Source organism: Arthrobacter sp. 4R501 (genome assembly GCF_002929755.1).
GTDB lineage: Bacteria > Actinomycetota > Actinomycetes > Actinomycetales > Micrococcaceae > Arthrobacter.
Map to the genome: position 1 here is coordinate 27,592 of NZ_PJIW01000029.1, position 17,866 is coordinate 45,457.

General features: G+C 65.8%; 15 protein-coding genes. 4 read left to right on the forward strand and 11 right to left on the reverse strand.

Features of this window, described 5'->3' with window-relative positions:
- Positions 1-93 precede the first annotated feature (93 nt).
- On the reverse strand, positions 94-1,992 hold the full coding sequence (locus CXR02_RS20735) for an AMP-binding protein (RefSeq protein WP_104063719.1): 1,899 nt from the start codon (positions 1,990-1,992) through the stop codon (positions 94-96).
- Positions 1,993-2,165: 173 nt separating this feature from the next.
- On the opposite strand from CXR02_RS20735, the gene CXR02_RS20740 reads away from it, so the two are divergent.
- The 4 genes from CXR02_RS20740 to CXR02_RS20755 all read left to right on the forward strand — a co-directional run bounded on the left by CXR02_RS20740 (position 2,166) and on the right by CXR02_RS20755 (position 6,491).
- Positions 2,166-2,807: a GntR family transcriptional regulator gene (locus CXR02_RS20740; protein WP_104063703.1), complete on the forward strand. Its 642-nt coding sequence runs from the start codon at positions 2,166-2,168 to the stop codon at positions 2,805-2,807.
- 11 nt (positions 2,808-2,818) lie between these two features.
- Positions 2,819-4,339, forward strand: a complete 1,521-nt coding sequence (locus tag CXR02_RS20745; RefSeq protein ID WP_104063704.1) for an MmgE/PrpD family protein — start codon at positions 2,819-2,821, stop codon at positions 4,337-4,339.
- A 32-nt stretch (positions 4,340-4,371) separates the two neighbouring features.
- Positions 4,372-5,277: a methylisocitrate lyase gene (gene prpB, locus CXR02_RS20750; RefSeq protein WP_104063705.1), complete on the forward strand. Its 906-nt coding sequence runs from the start codon at positions 4,372-4,374 to the stop codon at positions 5,275-5,277.
- A gap of 74 nt (positions 5,278-5,351) precedes the next feature.
- Positions 5,352-6,491, forward strand: a complete 1,140-nt coding sequence (locus tag CXR02_RS20755) for a bifunctional 2-methylcitrate synthase/citrate synthase (protein WP_104063706.1) — start codon at positions 5,352-5,354, stop codon at positions 6,489-6,491.
- Between the two features lie 161 nt (positions 6,492-6,652).
- On the opposite strand, the gene CXR02_RS20760 is transcribed toward CXR02_RS20755, so the two are convergent.
- From CXR02_RS20760 to CXR02_RS20805, 10 genes are all read right to left on the reverse strand, one after another.
- On the reverse strand, positions 6,653-7,126 hold the full coding sequence (locus tag CXR02_RS20760; RefSeq protein WP_104063707.1) for an 8-oxo-dGTP diphosphatase: 474 nt from the start codon (positions 7,124-7,126) through the stop codon (positions 6,653-6,655).
- Positions 7,127-7,156: 30 nt separating this feature from the next.
- Positions 7,157-8,140, reverse strand: a complete 984-nt coding sequence (gene xerD, locus CXR02_RS20765) for a site-specific tyrosine recombinase XerD (protein ID WP_258061154.1) — start codon at positions 8,138-8,140, stop codon at positions 7,157-7,159.
- On the reverse strand, positions 8,140-8,802 hold the full coding sequence (locus CXR02_RS20770; protein WP_104063709.1) for an NUDIX hydrolase: 663 nt from the start codon (positions 8,800-8,802) through the stop codon (positions 8,140-8,142). Before CXR02_RS20770 ends, xerD begins: the two co-directional genes overlap by 1 nt.
- Before the next feature lie 25 nt (positions 8,803-8,827).
- On the reverse strand, positions 8,828-10,573 hold the full coding sequence (locus CXR02_RS20775; protein WP_104063710.1) for a CTP synthase: 1,746 nt from the start codon (positions 10,571-10,573) through the stop codon (positions 8,828-8,830).
- Positions 10,574-10,661: 88 nt separating this feature from the next.
- The gene (recN, locus tag CXR02_RS20780; RefSeq protein ID WP_104063711.1) at positions 10,662-12,401 is read right to left on the reverse strand and encodes a DNA repair protein RecN; all 1,740 of its coding nucleotides are present in this window, start codon (positions 12,399-12,401) and stop codon (positions 10,662-10,664) included.
- A gap of 3 nt (positions 12,402-12,404) precedes the next feature.
- Positions 12,405-13,430: an NAD kinase gene (locus CXR02_RS20785; protein WP_104063712.1), complete on the reverse strand. Its 1,026-nt coding sequence runs from the start codon at positions 13,428-13,430 to the stop codon at positions 12,405-12,407.
- A 13-nt stretch (positions 13,431-13,443) separates the two neighbouring features.
- Positions 13,444-14,256: a TlyA family RNA methyltransferase gene (locus CXR02_RS20790; RefSeq protein ID WP_104063713.1), complete on the reverse strand. Its 813-nt coding sequence runs from the start codon at positions 14,254-14,256 to the stop codon at positions 13,444-13,446.
- Complete coding sequence (locus tag CXR02_RS20795) at positions 14,243-14,488, reverse strand: hypothetical protein (RefSeq protein ID WP_104063714.1); 246 nt, start codon at positions 14,486-14,488, stop codon at positions 14,243-14,245. The genes CXR02_RS20790 and CXR02_RS20795 overlap by 14 nt, the downstream gene beginning before the upstream one ends.
- A 9-nt stretch (positions 14,489-14,497) precedes the next feature.
- Positions 14,498-15,487 (reverse strand): HAD-IIA family hydrolase, encoded by a 990-nt coding sequence (locus CXR02_RS20800; RefSeq protein WP_104063715.1) that lies wholly within the window; start codon positions 15,485-15,487, stop codon positions 14,498-14,500.
- Positions 15,488-15,493: 6 nt separating this feature from the next.
- Positions 15,494-17,320 (reverse strand): hypothetical protein, encoded by a 1,827-nt coding sequence (locus tag CXR02_RS20805; protein WP_104063716.1) that lies wholly within the window; start codon positions 17,318-17,320, stop codon positions 15,494-15,496.
- Positions 17,321-17,866: the final 546 nt, after the last annotated feature.

Genomic DNA, 17,866 nt, shown 5'->3' on the forward strand with positions numbered 1-17,866 from the left:
ACCCTCAACCGGAGGTTTTCAGATGAGGCAACGAATCAGTCTTCCCGGAGGTATTGCAATGAGGCAACAGGGGCTTCTTGGCGTCCGCGGGTATTAAACGGCGCCTTCCGGCCGGAGCACACCCAGCAACTGCCCGATCACCCCGGGATCCTCAATCGTTGAGGGCACAACGTACTCGTCGCCGTCGGCAATCTGGCGCATGGTCTTGCGCAGGATCTTCCCTGACCTGGTCTTGGGGAGTGCTTCGACCACTGTTGCGTGCTTGAAGTCGGCCACCGGTCCGATGTCCTTCCTGACAAGGGCGATCAGCTCGCGGACCACCTCGTTCTCGTTGGCGGTCACGCCTGCCTTGAGCACCACGTAGCCGCTGGCGCGCTGCCCCTTGAGGGGATCCGCCACGCCGATCACGGCACATTCGGCCACGGCCGGGTGGCTGGCGATGACCTGCTCAATCGCACCGGTGGACAGCCGGTGGCCGGCCACGTTGATGATGTCGTCCGTCCGGCCCATCACAAAGACGTAGCCGTCGGCATCCCGGTAGCCGCTGTCGCCTGTGGCGTAGCTGCCTTCAAAGGCCGCAAGGTACGAGGACACATAACGGTCGTCGTTCTGCCAGAGGGTGGTCAGGGTACCGGGAGGCAAGGGAAGCTGCAGGACAATATTGCCCTCCTCCCCCGGCTGCACCGCCGCCCCGGAGCCGTCCACAATCTTCAGTTCGAAGCCGGGCATGGGCACGGTAGGTGACCCGGGCTTGAAGGGAAGGTCCTCCAGCCCGCGCGGGTTGGCGCAGATGGCCCATCCGGTTTCGGTCTGCCACCAATGGTCCACCACCGGAACACCCAGGACCTCACCTGCCCAGCGGTAGGTGTCCGTGTCCAGCCGCTCGCCGGCGGCAAACAACGTGCGCAGCGTGGAGGTGTCGTAGTTGGCCAGTTCCGCAGCATAGGGGTCTGCCTTGCGGATCGCGCGCAGGGCGGTGGGCGCGGTGAACAGGACGTTGACCTTGTGGTCCTGCACGACGCGCCAAAATGCTCCCGCATCAGGGGTCCCCACGGGCTTGCCCTCGTAGAGGACCGTGGTGGCACCGGCCAGCAGCGGGCCATAGACAATGTAGGAATGCCCCACCACCCAGCCGACGTCGGACGCTGTCCACATCACGTCACCCGGACCGACGTCATAGATGTTTGCCATGGTCCAACTGAGCGCCACGGCATGCCCGCCGTTGTCCCGCACGACACCCTTCGGCGTGCCGGTGGTGCCCGAGGTGTAGAGGATGTAGAGGGGGTCGGTTGCTGCGACGTCCACTGCTGCCGCCGGGGCGGCAGCCTCAATGCACCGGTCCCAGTCCAGCCAGTCCGGATACTCGGAGGCCGAGTGCACAAAGCCTTCCCGGCCCTTGACTATGACAGGCGTCGGCCCGGCACCGGCGAGTTCGAGCGCTTCGGCAACCGCAGGAAGATACTCCACCCGGCGTGAGGGCTCAATCCCTCCGGACGCCGTCACAATCGCGGCCGGACCGGCATCCTTGATGCGGGCGGCGAGTTCCTTGGGCGCGAACCCGCCGAAGACCACCGAATGCACGGCCCCGAGCCGGGCCGTCGCCAGCATCGCGATGGCGGCCTCGGGAATCATGGGCATGTAGATGACCACCCTGTCCCCCTTGCGGACTCCCTGCGAGCGCAGCACTCCCGCGAACCGCGCCACGAGGTCCGTCAGTTCGGCGTAACTGTACGTGCGTTTGATCCCGAGCATCGCGGAGTCGTAGATGAGGGCATCCTGGTCCCCGCGGCCGGCCTCAACGTGGCGGTCCAGGGCGTTGTAGCTCGTGTTGAGCATGCCATCGGGAAACCATTGGAACAGCGGGGCGGCCGATCCCTCAAGCGCGGTTTCCGGAGTCCTGGACCAGGTCACGCCGCCTGCTGCCTCGAGCCAGAAGGCATCTTTCTGTTCGATGCTGCGCGAATATGCTTCCCGGTAATTTCCGCTGACCATCATGGGCTCCCGTTCACGTCGCTGTGTTGCCACCATGCTATGCGGTCAACACGCCGCAAACAAGGCATATGTATACATTGCTGCAGCTATTTCGCTGAAGTACTGGCCTTTGCTGGGTCATTCGGCAATTCGTGTATACACTGGTGCCCATGAGCAGATTGACGGGAGGGACCATGCGGGCCAGCGACAAAGCCTATGCAACGCTTCGCGAAGACATTATCGAATGGCGCCTGGCACCCGGAACGGTCCTTGCCGAAGTGGAGCAGTCGGAACGCCTGGGCGTCTCACGCACTCCCGTCCGGGAGGCGCTGAGCCGGCTCAGCGCGGAAGGACTGACGACGGCGGCGGGCGGCCGCGGCGTCGTCGTGACCGACATCTCACTGGAGGACATCGACGAGATGTTCGAGCTCCGCGAAACCCTGGAGGGCAAGGCAGCCGCCCTTGCTGCCGAACGCGGCGAGCGCGCGGTCTTTGAGAAACTCCACGCGGATCTCCTGCGGGCGCAGGAGCTGATCAGCGACGCCGATCCCGCCCGGCATGAGTACTACGCCCTGGTGGGCCGGTTGGATGAGGCGATCGACGCCGCCATCTCCAACTCCTACCTCGCCCAGTCGATGCGCAGCCTGCGTGTCCATCTGGTCCGCGTCCGCCGCCTCGCCGCCGATGACGCCCCGCGACTGAACGCGGCCGCCGTCGAACACGCGGCCATCGCGGAGGCCATCGCCGCAGGCAACGCCAGGCTCGCCGAAGCAGCCACCACCCTGCACCTGCACCGCAGCCTTTCCCACGTCAAAGCTACCCACCCACAGCACTAAGAAGGAGCACCATGGTTAAGCTCAACCACGTCCGCGTCTACAAGAGCGAAGAGAACCTCCCCCGCGAAGACCAACTGGCGCACAAGATCGCCGTCGTCGCCGCCGACGCCGTCGAGGTCACGCCCGAGGTCACCGAGATGGTCATCAACCGTGTCATCGACAACGCCTCCGTGGCCATCGCCTCCCTTAACCGCGGCCCGATCGTGGCTGCCCGCGCCCAGGCGCTGACCCACGCACCGACCACCAACGGCAAAGGAGCCGGCGTGTTCGGCATCACGGACCGCGTCTCCCCCGAGTGGGCAGCCTGGGCCAACGGCGTGGCCGTCCGCGAACTCGACTACCATGACACGTTCCTGGCGGCTGACTACTCGCACCCGGGCGACAACATCCCGCCGATTCTCGCCGTCGGCCAGCACGTCGGCGCGAGCGGCAAGGACCTGATCCGCGGCATTGCCACCGGCTATGAGATCCAGGTCAACCTGGTCAAGGCCATCTGCCTGCACAAGCACAAGATTGACCACGTGGCGCACCTCGGCCCGTCCGCCGCCGCCGGTATCGGCACACTCCTGGGCCTGGACGTCGAGACGATCTTCCAGTCCGTCGGCCAGGCGCTGCACACCACCACCGCCACCCGGCAATCCCGTAAGGGTGAGATCTCCACCTGGAAGGCGCACGCACCGGCGTTCGCGGGCAAGATGGCGGTGGAAGCCGTGGACCGCTCCATGCGCGGCCAGACCTCTCCGGTGCCGATCTACGAGGGCGAGGACGGCGTGATCGCCTGGATGCTGGACGGCCCGGACGCCTCGTACGAGGTCCCGCTGCCCGAGGCCGGCGAAGCCAAGCGCGCCATCATGGACACGTACACCAAGGAACACTCCGCGGAATACCAGGCCCAGGCCTGGATCGACCTTGCCCGCAAGCTCCACACCGAGCACCCCGAGGCCACCGACCCGGCCAACGTGGCGTCAGTCCTGATCAAGACCAGCCACCACACGCACTACGTGATCGGTTCCGGCGCCAACGACCCGCAGAAATACAGCCCCACGGCCAGCCGGGAAACCCTGGACCACTCCATCCCATACATCTTCACCGTGGCACTCCAGGACGGCTCCTGGCACCACGTGGACTCCTACAGTCCTGAGCGTGCCGGCCGCGCCGACACCGTGGAGCTGTGGAACAAGGTCAGCACCGTCGAAGACGCCGAATGGACCCGCCGCTACCACTCGCTGGACATCGCCGAGAAAGCCTTCGGCGGTTCCGTGGAAATCACCCTGAAAGACGGCACGGTCATCACCGACCAGATCGCTGTCGCCGACGCCCACCCGCTCGGCGCCCGGCCGTTCGCCCGCCAGCAGTACATCAACAAGTTCCGCAGCCTGGCAGCCGGCCTGGTCGCCGAGGCGGAAATCGAGCGTTTCCTCGCGGCCGCCGAAAGCCTCCCCGACCTGGGCCCGGGCGAACTGGACCAGCTGAACATCACCGCCGCTCCGGGTGTCATCGACCTCAGTAACGCACCGGCCGGCCTCTTCTAAGCTCTGCTTACCCACCCCCACAGGAGAACCAGATGCTGTATTCCAAGACAACCCCGGAACAGAAGCGCATCGCGCTGCGCGACATGCTCGCGTCCGGCACCATCCAACAGTTCCCGGGCGCCTTCAACCCGCTCTCGGCGCGGCTGATCGAGGAAAAGGGCTTCGCCGGTGTTTACGTCTCCGGAGCCGTGCTGGCCAATGACCTTGGCCTGCCGGACATCGGGCTGACCACCCTCACCGAGGTGGCCACCCGTGCCGGGCAAATCGCCCGCATGACCGACCTGCCCACGCTGGTGGACGCGGACACCGGCTTCGGCGAGCCCATGAACGTGGCCCGCAGCATCCAGGAACTGGAGAACGCCGGCCTGGCCGGCTGCCACATCGAAGACCAGTTCAATCCCAAGCGCTGCGGGCACCTGGACGGCAAGAACGTGGTGGACCAGGACACGGCCACCAAGCGCATCCGCGCCGCAGCCGACGCCCGCAGGGATCCGAACTTCCTCATCATGGCCCGGACCGATATCCGCGCCGTGGAGGGAATCGAAGCCGCCAAGGACCGGGCACGGGCCCTCGTGGAAGCCGGGGCGGACGCCATCTTCCCGGAAGCGATGAAGGACCTGTCCGAGTTCCAGGCCATCCGCGACGCCGTGGACGTGCCGATCCTTGCCAACATGACCGAGTTCGGCAAGAGCGATCTGTTCACCGTGGACCAGCTGCAGGGTGTGGGCGTCAACATGGTCATTTACCCGGTCACGCTGCTGCGCATTGCCATGGGCGCAGCAGAGCGTACTCTGGAATCGATCAAGGCAACAGGGTCGCAGGAAGCACAGGTGGAGAACATGCTCACCCGTGCGCGGCTTTATGACCTTGTGGATTATGAGGCCTACAACCACTTCGATACCGGCGTTTTCAACTTCCATATTCCCGGCGTCCGCTAGGACCCGGGAGCCACCAAGGATACTGCAAGCATTCCGGCACGTCCGGGCTTGCCTAATGAACGAAGGAGGACAGCATGGTTGCTGTCGATATCAAGAAGGGCCTGGCCGGCGTCGTGGTGGACTACACCGCGGTTTCGAAGGTCAACCCGGACACGAATTCGCTGCTTTACCGCGGCTATCCCGTCCAGGAGCTCGCCGCCAAATGCAGCTTCGAGGAAGTGGCCTTCCTCTTGTGGAACGGCGAACTGCCCACCCCCGATGAGCTGTCCGCATTCTCTGCCCGCGAGCGCGCCGGCCGTGCCCTTGATCCCGTGGTGAAGAAGATCGTCGACACAATTCCCACTACCGCGCACCCGATGGATGTCTGCCGGACCGCAGCATCCGTCATGGGCGCCCGCCACCCCCTGGCCGAGGACTCCTCGCCCGAGGCCAACATGGCCAAGGCCGTGGACCTCTTCGCCGCTATGCCCGCGGTGGTCGCCTACGACCAGCGACGCCGGCGCGGCCAGGAAGTCGTGGAGCCCCGGGATGACCTGGGCTACTCGGAAAACTTCCTGTGGATGGCGTTCGGCGAAGACCAGGTCCCGGAGGTCGTGGAGGCCTTCAACGTCTCGATGATCCTGTACGCCGAGCACTCCTTCAACGCCTCCACCTTCACCGCCCGCGTGATCACCTCCAGCCTGTCCGACCTGCACTCGGCAGTAACGGGCGCAATCGGCGCACTCAAGGGCCCGCTCCATGGCGGCGCCAACGAAGCCGTCATGCACACCTTCGACGAAATCGGCATCCGGCCGGAGGAATCACTGGACGAAGCCGCCGCCCGCGCCAAGGCCTGGATGGAGGACGCCCTGGCCCAGAAGAAAAAGGTAATGGGCTTCGGCCACCGCGTCTACAAACACGGGGACTCCCGCGTCCCCACCATGAAGGCCGCGCTGGACAAGATGATCGCCCACTACGGCCGCCCTGAACTGCTGGGGCTGTACAACGGCCTCGAGCAGGCCATGGACGAGGCCAAAGCCATCAAACCGAACCTCGACTACCCGGCCGGCCCCACCTACCACCTGATGGGCTTCGACACTGCCACGTTCACTCCCCTGTTTGTGGCCAGCCGCATCACCGGGTGGACCGCCCACATCATGGAACAGGCAGCCAGCAACTCCCTGATCCGCCCGCTGAGCGAGTACAACGGACCGGATGAACGGCACGTTCCGTAACCTCCCCATCGGCTCCCAAACCTCGCAAGCTCGGTTCGGGTCCCTCGCCGGCGTGGGCCCAACCGGCTCCCAAACCTCTATAACGCACGACGGCGGGCCGGTCACCTTTGAAGGTGGCCGGCCCGCCGTCGGCCGTTACGCCAACGCAGAGGTGGCCGTGATCAGTCCAGCACTTCGCGGACGGTCTCGTTGTCATCGTTCAGGACCACTGTCAGGCACAAGAAAGACCCGGCAAGCGCGAGCGGCAGCCAGTGCGCTGCGTCCTGCCACATCCGATCCACCGGCAAGGCGCCGACGTCGAACCATTCCGGCCGAATCTCGACACTTTCGGCCGGCTGCCCGGTCCAATTAGCTGCGACAAAGAGCCGCGAACTCATGTTCCACTCCGGGCGGGCAGGAAAATCGAAGGTCACCACCCCGGCGTCGCGCAGATCCTCCTGCCGGACCACAATCCCGGCTTCCTCGTGGACTTCGCGGCAGGCAGCCTCTGCATCCGTCTCCCCCGGCTCAACATGACCCCCGAGGCCCACCACCTTGCCGCGGCCGAAGCCGGTCTTCTTCAGGCCAAGCAGGACCTGCGGCACACCGGCGGACTCACGGATGAGAAAGCACAGGGTGACAGGGGTAAACGTCATGCCCCCAACCCTATAGCCTGGCCGCCGGCGTCAGCCCAGCGCCCGGGGGTGGGCTGCTGCATAAATTTCCCTCAGTGTGTCAGCCGTAACCAGGGTGTAGACCTGCGTTGTGGTGACTGAGGCGTGCCCCAGGAGTTCCTGCACCACGCGGACATCGGCGCCGCCTTCGAGCAGATGCGTCGCGAAGGAGTGCCGCAGTGTGTGCGGCGAAACATCCTTGGTGACGTTGGCTTTGTCCGCCGCCGCCTTCAGGATGGTCCAGGCGCTTTGCCGGCTGATCCTGCCTCCGCGGGCGTTCAGGAACAGGGCGGGTGTTCCCTTGCCCTTCGCCGCCAGCAGTGGACGGCCGCGCACCAGGTACGCGTCCACAGCCCGCGCCCCATAGGATCCCAGCGGCACCAGCCGTTCCCTGGATCCCTTGCCGAACAGGCGGACCACGGCGGGCCCGGCTTCGGCCTCGTGCAGGGCGATGTCGTCAACGTCCAGGCCCACGGCCTCGCTGATCCTCGCCCCGGTGGAATAGAGAAATTCGAGCAGGGCGCGGTCCCTGAGCCCGGTGGCAGTGTCCGTGCCCGCGGCTTCAAGGATCCGGGTGACTTCGTCCACGCTGATTGCCTTGGGCAGCCGTTTGCCGGGCATGGGCGGGTGAACGTCGCTGGCGGGGTCCGTCGTTGTGATCCCCTCCAGCGCCCAGAACTTGTGGAGCCCCCGGACGGCCACCACAGTCCGGGCAGCAGACCGGACGCCCAGGGCCGTGCCGCCGTCGGATCCGTCGTTGAGGGCCATCACGAACCCCGTCACGTGCTGGCGGGTGATCTGGCCCGGGCCCTGGCAGCCCTCCGACGTCACGTAACGGGAGTAGCGCGCAAGGTCACGGCGGTACGCGGAGAGTGTGTTGGCTGCCAGGCCGCGTTCCACGCCCATATGTTGCAGATACTCGGTGATGGCGAGGTCGATGGCGGGCTGTGGCCGGACGGGGGGCGTCGGGGCTTCTGCCTCAGTACTCGCCGTCATCAACGCTGGCTGGGGTGCGCAGGCCAGGGTGCATCCGCGGAACGCAATCCGGCGAAGCCGTCAGCTTTCGCCGCGGCGGCGGCCAAGATTCCGACGACGGCGGACGGGTTGTGCAGCCTGCCTTCCAGGACCGCGGCCACGGCGTCGTCCAAAGCGATCCAGTGGAACTCAATCTCGGCCTCCTCATCGGTCCGCTCATGGCGTTCGTGGTGAGGCACGTCCGTGAGGTCCCGGGCGAGGTAGATGCGGATGGCCTCACTGGAGGAGCCCGGCGAGTTGAAGAAGTCCGCCAGGACGTTCCATTCGCCGGCCGCGAGGTCCGCCTCCTCGGCGAGTTCGCGGGCAGCACCCGCCACAAAATCCTCGCCTTCCACATCCAGCAGGCCGGCCGGGATTTCCCAAAGGTCCATGCCCACGGGGTGCCGGTACTGCCTGATCAGCAGAACCTCGCCGGCATCGTTCATGGGCAGGACGGCCACGGCGCCAGGGTGGTCGATGTAGTCCCGGGTCAGGGACTCCCCAGTTTCGCTCAGCTGGAAGCTGTCGCTGACTACATCCCAGATCCGGCCTTCATAGACCTTCTCCGTAGACAGAAGACGGCGCGGGCTCGGTGCATCCGAAACCTGCCGTGCAGCTTGGGGGGTTTCAGGTGTGCCGGGCATCGCGCCGTCCTCTACTTATTCGGTTTTATTTTGCGGCAACCGTACGCAACGGCTTGGCTGCCGGCGCGTCCTGTGCGTTCTGGTGGTCCAGGGCGGCCTTAACGAGCCCGGCGAAGAGCGGATGCGGCCGCGTGGGCCGTGAGCTCAGTTCGGGGTGCGCCTGGGTTGCCACGTAGAACGGGTGGACCTCGCGGGGCAGCTCAACGAATTCCACGAGCTTGCCGTCCGGTGACGTTCCGGAGAATACAAGACCCTCGGCAGCGATCTGGTCGCGGTACTTGTTGTTGACCTCGTAGCGGTGCCGGTGGCGTTCGCTGACAGTGGTTTTGCCGTAGGTCTCTGCAATGACCGAGCCGTCGTCGAGCTTTGCCTCGTACAGGCCCAGGCGCATGGTGCCGCCAAGGTCACCCTTGCCGTCCACGATGTCCAGCTGCTCTTCCATGGTGGCAATCACCGGGTATTTGGAGTCCGGTTCGAACTCGGACGAGGAAGCTCCTTCGAGGCCCACCACGTTGCGCGCATATTCGATCACCATGCACTGCAGGCCCAGGCACAGGCCCAGGACCGGCAGCTTGGTTTCGCGGGCGTACTTCAGGGCGCCCAGCTTGCCTTCGAGGCCGCGGATGCCGAAGCCGCCAGGAACGCAGATGGCGTCCACGCCGTCCAGGGACGCCACGGCGCCTTCATGCGTTTCGCACTCATCCGACGGTACCCAGCGGATCTTGACCTTGGTGTCGTTGGCGAAGCCGCCGGCACGCAGGGCCTCGGTCACGGACAGGTAGGCGTCAGGCAGGTCGATGTACTTGCCCACCAGTGCGATTTCCACGTGGTGCTTGGGGTTGTGGACCGCTTCGAGCAGCTTGTCCCAGCTCGTCCAGTCAACGTCCTTGAATGGCAGGTCCAGGGCGCGGACGATGTAGGAATCCAGTCCCTGGGTGTGCAGGGTCTTGGGGATGTCGTAGATGCTGGGGGCATCCGGGCATCCGATGACGGCTTCGATATCGACGTCGCACATGCGGCCGATCTTGGCGCGCATGGGTTCGGGGACTTCGCGGTCCGAGCGGACCACGATTGCCTCGGGCTGGATGCCGATGGAGCGCAGGGCTGCCACGGAGTGCTGCGTTGGTTTGGTCTTCAGCTCCTGCGAGGGTCCGATGTAGGGCACCAGGGAGACGTGGACGAAGAAGACGTTGCCGCGGCCGATGTCCTGGCGGACCTGGCGGGCGGACTCGAGGAAGGGCTGCGACTCGATGTCGCCCACGGTGCCGCCGATTTCGGTGATGATGACGTCCGGCGCGTTCTTGCCTTCGGACGGGAGCCGCATACGCCGCTTGATCTCATCGGTGATGTGCGGAATGACCTGGACGGTGTCACCGAGGTATTCGCCGCGGCGTTCCTTGGCGATCACGGTGGAGTAGACCTGGCCGGTGGTCACGTTGGCTGAGCCCTCGAGGTTTTCGTCGAGGAACCGCTCGTAGTGTCCGATGTCCAGGTCCGTCTCGGCGCCGTCGTCGGTGACGAAGACCTCGCCGTGCTGGAAGGGGTTCATCGTGCCCGGATCCACGTTCAGATAGGGGTCGAGCTTCTGCATAGTTACAGACAGGCCGCGTGCCCGCAGGAGGTGACCGAGGCTCGAAGCCGTCAGCCCCTTACCGAGCGAGGACGCCACACCACCGGTTACGAAGATGTGTTTGGTCGTCTTGGACGAGCCCGGGAACCGGGAATTTACACGGGAATTTGATCGCTGCACCACGGAATTCGAGCCTATCATCAATTGAGCCTTTCCCTGATCAGGAACTGTCTCCCCAAATGATCCAGTGTGCAGGGCGAGGCCCCCTCCGATCAAGGGGTGTCCGCCGTCAGGCCCGCTGCGGCAGCAGTTTTGCGTCGTCCAGCAGCTCCTGGGCGTGCGCCTGGGCCGATTCTGAATCCTCCTGGCCGGCCAGCATCCGGGCGAGCTCCCGCACCCGCTCCGGGCCGTCGAGGAGGCGAACATCACTGGACGTGAACCCGGTGGCGGTGCCGCCGTCGGCCCCTCTGACGGAAGTCTTGGTGACGGTGATGTGCTGGTCCGCGAAGGCTGCCACCTGCGGCAGGTGCGTGACCACCAGGACCTGCACGTGCTGTGCCAGCATGGCCAGCCGCCGGCCAATTTCGACGGCGGCCCGCCCGCCGACCCCGGCGTCCACCTCGTCGAACACAAACGTGGGAACCGGGTCCACCGCGGCCAGCACCACCTCGATGGCCAGCATCACGCGGGACAGTTCACCACCGGAGGCGCCCTTGCCCAGCGGACGGGCTGGCGCACCGGAGTGCGGCTGCAGCAGGAACGTGATCTCGTCCCCTCCATGCGGTGTCAACTGGGCGGCCGCCTCACGTGTGATCACCAGGGTGGCGTCCGCCATGGCGAGTGCCTTCAGCTCCGCACTTACCCGGCCGGACAGGTCCTTGGCAGCCTTGGCCCGGATTTTGCTGACGGCGGCTGCCTGCTTCTGCAGTTCCGCTTCGGTCCGGACCACGTCGGCGTCCAGGGCTTCGATCCTGGTGGAGTCGTCCTGCAGCTCGTCGAAACGGACCCGGGCGTTTTCCGCCCACACCAGGACTTCGTCGATGCTTGGGGCGTACTTGCGGACCAAGGTGGCCAGTGCGGCCCGCCGGTCCTCGATCTCAGCCAGGCGTTCGGGGCCCTCCGAGTCCAGGCCGGCCTGGTAGCTCGCCAGCTCCGTAGCGATGTCGTTGAGCAGAAAGCCCACTTCGGCCAACCGGGCAGCTGCGGACCCCAGCTCGGCGTCGTGCTCGGCCACGTGCTCCAACGTTCTTTTCGCAACGTCCACGAGGGTGGTGGCGTCACCCGCGTCACCGTAGTCCTCCGCGATGAGCGCCTGGTGCGCCGTGTTCGCCGCAATCCTGAGCTCTTCCACGTTGGCCAGTTTCACGGCCTCAGCTTTGAGGGACTCGTCCTCCCCCGGCTGCGGATCCACGTTGCTGATTTCGGCCAGCGCAACTTCGAGCGACTCGGCCTCGCGGAGCCTATCGCGGGCGGCGCTGCGCAAGGCTTCCAGCTCCGCCTGGCTGGCCTTCCAATGGCTGTAGAGCGCCTGGTAGGAGACCAACGGGCCGGCCAGCGCATCGCCGGCAAATTTGTCCAGGGCACCGCGCTGGGCGGCCGCCCCCTTCAGCCTGATCTGGTCCGACTGGCCGTGGACCACCACGAGGGTTTCACCGATCTCCGCGAGGACGCCCACGGGGGCTGCCCGCCCACCCAGGAAGGCCCGGCTGCGCCCGTCCGCACCGAGGCGACGCGCAAGGATAAGCTCAGCGCCGCCGTCGAACTCCTCCACGTCGGCACCCGCTTCAGCTGCCCGGGCAATCGCCGGATGCCCGGCGTCGAGCTTGAGGACGGCCTCCGCCGTGGCGCTCTTCGCGCCGCTCCGGACCGCACCGGCGTCGGACCTCGCCCCCAGCAGGAGGCCGACGGCGGTGACCACCATCGTTTTGCCGGCTCCGGTTTCGCCGGTAACGACGCTCAGCCCGGGGCCCAGCGGCAGCGTGGCGTCGGTGATGACGCCCAGATCGCGGATTCTCAGTTCTTCAAGCATGGTTCACTTTGCGGTCGCGGGATCGGTATCGTCCTCCGGCTGGTCGCCGGAGGCAAGCTGGAGCGGCGGCCTGGGCCGCGGCGTCCGGACGATCGGGATGGGTCCGGTGTGGATGGTCTCCGACTGCGGCACGGGGCCGCGCCAGCCGTGAATGGGAAGTTCAAATTTGCGGACCAGACGCGCTGAAAAGGGCGTCTGGTGCGTCCTGGCCAGCCGGACCGGAGTGGCGGACTTGGTCACTTCAACCCGGGCGCCGGGCGGCAGGTCCACGGAGCGCCGGCCATCGCACCAGAGCACCCCCTGGGCACCGGTTCGGGTGAGGACTTCCACGGCCAGCCGGGACCGGGGCGATACCACGAGCGGTTTGGCAAAGAGCGCGTGGGCGCTGATGGGAACTATCACCAGGGCCTCGACCTCCGGCCATACGACGGGCCCGCCGGCGGAAAACGCGTACGCGGTGGAGCCTGTGGGGGTGGCCACCACCACACCGTCGCAGCCGAAGGACGTCAGCGGGCGCTCGTCCACTTCGGTCACCACCTCGATCATGCGTTCGCGGTTGCCTTTTTCGATAGCGGCCTCGTTCAGGGCCCAGGTGTGCCAGATCTTCTGGCCGCGGACCCAGACCTGGACGTCGATGGTCATGCGCTCTTCAACTGTGTAGTCCCGGCGGGCAATCCATTCCACCGTCTGGGTCAGGTCCGCCCGCTCGCTCTCTGCCAGGAAGCCGACGTGGCCAAGGTTGACGCCCAGCAAGGGTACGTCCACCTCCCGCACCAGCTCCGCGGCGCGCAGGATGGTGCCGTCACCGCCCAGGACCATCACCAGCTCGACGTCCGGCAGCTGTACGTGGTCGTGCAGGATCTCCACCGGCTGCGTGAGTTGCCCGAAGAATCTTTCCATGTCCCGCAGTTCGGACTCCTGCATGACCGGAACAATGCCGGAGTCATGCAGTTGGGCGCAGGCTTCCCAGGCGGCCTTCAGTGACTCCTCGCGGCCAGTGTGGGCAAGGACAAGTACTCGCCTGCTCATCGGGTTCCGCTTTCTAGTGGTTCGGCCAGATTCGGCCAAGCAATCCGTCAATGGCTGCGAGGCGCTCTTCGATCTTAGGCAGGTCTTGGGTCATCCTGCGCTTTATCCACAGGAAGTATTCGACGTTTCCGTCCTGGCCCGGCAGCGGACTGGCCGCCAAGCCGCATAAGTCCAGTCCGGCGTCGAGCGCTGCATTAGCAACTTTTTCCACTGCCATCCGGCGTTCGCGCTCGGAGGTGACCACGCCGGTGCGGCCCAGCCGGTCCTTGCCGATCTCGAACTGGGGCTTCACCATCAGCACCAGGTCGCCGCCCGGCTGCGTGCACAGCGCCAGGGGCAGGACCACCAGGGTCAGCGAGATGAAGGAGAGGTCGGCCACCGTGAGTTCGGCCCGGCCGCCGATGTCCTCCGGCGCCATGTACCGCACGTTCATGCCTTCATGCACGGCTACGCGGTCATCGGCGCGGAGCTGCGGGACCAGCTGGTCATGGCCGACGTCGACCGCCACCACGTGTGCCGCACCGCGCCGCAGGAGCACCTCGGTGAAGCCGCCGGTGGAGGCGCCGGCGTCCAGGCACCTTTTGCCGGCAACCGTGACCTCCGGGAAGACGTCCAGCGCGCCCGCCAGCTTGTGCCCGGCCCGGCTGACGTAGCTGTCCTCTTCCGTGTGCTCGACCGACAGGTCCTTGCCGTCGTCGACCTGGAGGGACGCCTTGGACAGGACCTGCCCGGCCGAGCTCACCTTGCCCTCGGCGATCAACGAAGCAGCGTGGGTCCGGGACCTGGCCAGGCCCCGGGCGACGAGCGCCTGGTCAAGTCGTGCCATGCTCAAGCTTCTCCTTCGCCGTTTGGGCCTCTTCGTTCAACGCGTGCAGCAGGGCATCGTGGAGGTCGCTGTAAACAGCCTCATGCTCAGACACGGGCAACCGTTCGACGCCGTCCAGCGCGGCCGTTATCGCCGCAATGGATGGATCGGTGGTTGCCGGCGCCCCTGTGTCCGGCCATTCCGGCGTTGGCTGGGCTGCTTCCGGATAATGCGGTTCGTTCAGCTCAGTCATTGGACCAGTCTAATGATTGCGCCACTCGAGTTTGGGTTCCGTGGGCAGTGCGGCGTCGGGGACCGCAGTCCACCAGGCTGCGCAGGCGGCCCGCCAGGAATCCAGGTCGCGCTTGCTGCCGCTGACGTGGATAGTGTCACCGCTGACCCGCGCAGTGGAGGCCCCGCAGCGGTGGGTTCCGTCAGTGTCGTCCAGCGCCGGGTAGGGGCGGTGGAGGTCGCTGAGGGAATTGATGATGTAGTCCGGGCGTTCCGCAGTGCGTGCGGCCAGGATGGTAGCTGTGGTGTCGACGCCGGTCAGCACTGCCACCGTGGCAAACCCGGCGTTGTTGCCGCCGAGGATGTCGGTGTCCAGACGGTCGCCCACCACCAGCGGGCGGTCAGCGGCGAGCCGTTTGGCGGCTGCATGGAAAAGCGGAGCCTCCGGCTTGCCGGCAACCCGCGGCGTCTGTCCGGTGGCGGCGGCTACAGCTGCCACCAGGGTGCCGTTGCCCGGGGCTATGCCGCGTGCCTGCGGAATGGACATATCGGTGTTGGTTGCGATCCACAGTGCTCCGGCCGACACGACGTACGCCGCCTCGGCAAGATCTTTCCAGCCGATCCCGGGATTGAATCCCTGGACCACGGCCACCGGATCCTCGTCCTGGCTGTAGACAGGGGTCAGTCCCACCAGTTCGATTTCCTGCGCCAGAGCGGGGCTACCGGTGATCAGCACCCGCGCACCGGGGGCGACGAGTGACGCCAGGAGTTCGGCCGCGGCCTGCGAGGAACTGACCACCTGGTCGTCGTCTGCCGGTGCACCCAATTCACGGAGATGCGCCGCTACCTGCGCCGGGGTGCGGGAGGCATTGTTGGTGACATACCCCAGGCCAATGCCCAAACCCTCCAGTTGCTGCAGCGAGTCCACGGCGCCTGGGATGGCGTGCTGCCCGGCATAGACCACGCCGTCCAGGTCCGCCAACAGGGCGTCGAACAGGGAAATCAGTGGAACTTCAGTCATAGCGGGCTAGCTGTCCCGTCCGTCAGAGTGGCTATCAGTGGCGTTGCTGCTGTCGTCTGCTTCGCTGTGCTCTTCTTCATCGCGCACTTCTTCGCCGTGCTCGGCTTCATTGTGCTCGGCGTCACCGGCTTCCAGCTCATCTGCTTCGAGGGAATCCTCGTCGGACTCCGCGTCATCGGACTCGAAAAAATCCGATTCCACGTCGTCGATGTCTGCTTCCACGGCGGCGGCCTCAACGGCAGTCTTGTCCGCGGCTGCTTCGGTCCGGGCAGCAGGTGTGGATGCAGCGGCTTCGGGGCCTGCGGCAGCGCGCTCCAGCAGACGTCGGCGCTGGGCTTCTTCCCGGGCTTCCTCTTCCTCGTCCCAGCCGAGGTCCACAATGTCGGGTTCCTCATCGACGCCGAGGCCCAGGGCATTTTCAGCCACAACTGCCTGCTTCTGCCATTTTGCCGCCTCATCTTCGCGGCCAACGGCCGACAGGGCGTTTGCGTACGCCCGGAACAGCCGCGGGCTGTAGGAGAACGCCCGGTTAATATCCAGCTGGGCAATTTCCAGTTCTGCTACGGCAGCGTCCAGCTGTCCGAGGTCAGTCCGTGCACCGGCCGCAACGATGGCCAGTTCGACTTTGCCGGGGGCGTCAAGGTCTTTGGCTTCCTCGGAACGTACAACGTCGAGGGCGCGGTCAGGCCGGCCGAGTCCGCGTTCGCAGTCTGCCATCACGGGCAGGTGGACGTTTGAACCGCTGATGCGGCGGTAGGTCCGGAATTCGCGCAGTGCTTCGCCGTAGTGTCCTGCCGCGTAAGCAGTAAGTCCGACGGCTTCACGGACGGCAGCCAGCCGGCCGCCACGCCGGCTCGCGGCAAGGGCATGCTGGAAAGCCAGCTCGGGCTCTTCGTCGATCAGGCGTCCGGCCATTACCAGGTGGCGGGCAACCCACTCGGCGCTCTTGTCTTCCAGGGTCTTGATCTGGTGCTGCGTAGCGCGGTCAAGCTCCTTGCCCGTGACATCCTCATCGATTTCCGGGGAACGTTCGCGGTCCGGGCGGTTGGCGCTGCGAAGATCACGCGCGTTGGGTACACGGACCGGGCGGTCTTCCGCACGGTCCCTGCCGAACTGGCGGGGGCCGGAATCACCACGGTCGAAGCTGCGGGGGGCACGGTCCTGGCGGTCACCGAACGGCTTGCGGTTGTCGCCGCCGCTAAAAGGCTTGCGCTCTCCGCCGCCAAAGCTGCGACGCTCACCGTCACCTTCACGACGCGGACGGTCACCATAAGGCTTGTTGTCACGGTCACCGTAAGGCTTGCGCTCACCACCGCCGCCGCCCGTGAACGGTTTCCGGTCCCCGCCGCCAAAGCTGCGACGCTCACCGTCACCTTCACGACGCGGACGGTCACCATAAGGCTTGTTGTCACGGTCACCGTAAGGCTTGCGCTCACCACCGCCGCCGCCCGTGAACGGTTTCCGGTCCCCGCCGCCAAAGCTGCGACGCTCACCGTCACCTTCACGACGCGGACGGTCACCATAAGGCTTGTTGTCACGGTCACCGTAAGGCTTGCGCTCACCACCGCCGCCGCCCGTGAACGGTTTCCGGTCCCCGCCGCCACTGAAAGGCTTTCGCTCTCCACCACCGAAGGTCCGACGCTCGCTATCACCTTCACGACGCGGACGATCACCAAAAGGCTTACGTTCGCCGGAACCAGGCGCGCGCTTCGGAGCGTCCGGGTTACGGTCTTCGCGGGAACGGAATCCGCGCGGGTCGCCACCAGAATTGTTGTTGCCGCGGAAAGGACCGCGGTCGTTGCCGCCGCGGTTGCCGCCGTTGTGCTCAGCCATGGGGATTCCTCCTGTTATGAGCCGACCACTGGCGCAATCGCAGCCGCTCGTTCCGTGTTTCGTTATCCTACGCAACCCGAAATCAAGCGCTTCGAAGTCCGTACATCTCAGTCAATTCTAGGCGAGACCCCACCAACAGATGACATGGATCCGTCTCCAGACCGCCGTCGTGGGAATGCTCACACTCCCAGGCTGACGCTCTCGCAGTTTCTGCGGGTTTCCGGCGAACGCTCCCGCAGTGGCCTGTGTCCAGGGTGCGGTTTCCGACGGCGGCGGGCCGGGTGGGTGCGGACGCGACATTGCTGCGGGTGGTGGGGGTGTCCAAATCACTGCATTAAGTGCGAGAGCGTCCCGGGCTGTTGGGTGCCGTGTCTTCGGTGGGGTGGCCGGTTCGGGGTGTGTTTGTGGTGTGGTGGTTAAAGTGGGAGAGCCCCCCAACCTGGTGGTTGGGGGGCTCTCGACCATTTTTTAATGATGTTCCGGCGGTGACCTACTCTCCCACACCCTCCCGGGTGCAGTACCATCGGCGCTGTGGGTCTTAGCTTC

What these genes read in the sequence shown, in the direction of transcription:
- CXR02_RS20735 (WP_104063719.1), bottom strand. Translation starts at nt 1,992, where the DNA reads ATGGTCAGCGGAAATTACCGGGAAGCATATTCGCGCAGCATCGAACAG.
- CXR02_RS20740 (WP_104063703.1), top strand. Translation starts at nt 2,166, where the DNA reads ATGCGGGCCAGCGACAAAGCCTATGCAACGCTTCGCGAAGACATTATC.
- CXR02_RS20745 (WP_104063704.1), top strand. Translation starts at nt 2,819, where the DNA reads ATGGTTAAGCTCAACCACGTCCGCGTCTACAAGAGCGAAGAGAACCTC.
- prpB (WP_104063705.1), top strand. Translation starts at nt 4,372, where the DNA reads ATGCTGTATTCCAAGACAACCCCGGAACAGAAGCGCATCGCGCTGCGC.
- CXR02_RS20755 (WP_104063706.1), top strand. Translation starts at nt 5,352, where the DNA reads ATGGTTGCTGTCGATATCAAGAAGGGCCTGGCCGGCGTCGTGGTGGAC.
- CXR02_RS20760 (WP_104063707.1), bottom strand. Translation starts at nt 7,126, where the DNA reads ATGACGTTTACCCCTGTCACCCTGTGCTTTCTCATCCGTGAGTCCGCC.
- xerD (WP_258061154.1), bottom strand. Translation starts at nt 8,140, where the DNA reads ATGACGGCGAGTACTGAGGCAGAAGCCCCGACGCCCCCCGTCCGGCCA.
- CXR02_RS20770 (WP_104063709.1), bottom strand. Translation starts at nt 8,802, where the DNA reads ATGCCCGGCACACCTGAAACCCCCCAAGCTGCACGGCAGGTTTCGGAT.
- CXR02_RS20775 (WP_104063710.1), bottom strand. Translation starts at nt 10,573, where the DNA reads ATGATAGGCTCGAATTCCGTGGTGCAGCGATCAAATTCCCGTGTAAAT.
- recN (WP_104063711.1), bottom strand. Translation starts at nt 12,401, where the DNA reads ATGCTTGAAGAACTGAGAATCCGCGATCTGGGCGTCATCACCGACGCC.
- CXR02_RS20785 (WP_104063712.1), bottom strand. Translation starts at nt 13,430, where the DNA reads ATGAGCAGGCGAGTACTTGTCCTTGCCCACACTGGCCGCGAGGAGTCA.
- CXR02_RS20790 (WP_104063713.1), bottom strand. Translation starts at nt 14,256, where the DNA reads ATGGCACGACTTGACCAGGCGCTCGTCGCCCGGGGCCTGGCCAGGTCC.
- CXR02_RS20795 (WP_104063714.1), bottom strand. Translation starts at nt 14,488, where the DNA reads ATGACTGAGCTGAACGAACCGCATTATCCGGAAGCAGCCCAGCCAACG.
- CXR02_RS20800 (WP_104063715.1), bottom strand. Translation starts at nt 15,487, where the DNA reads ATGACTGAAGTTCCACTGATTTCCCTGTTCGACGCCCTGTTGGCGGAC.
- CXR02_RS20805 (WP_104063716.1), bottom strand. Translation starts at nt 17,320, where the DNA reads ATGGCTGAGCACAACGGCGGCAACCGCGGCGGCAACGACCGCGGTCCT.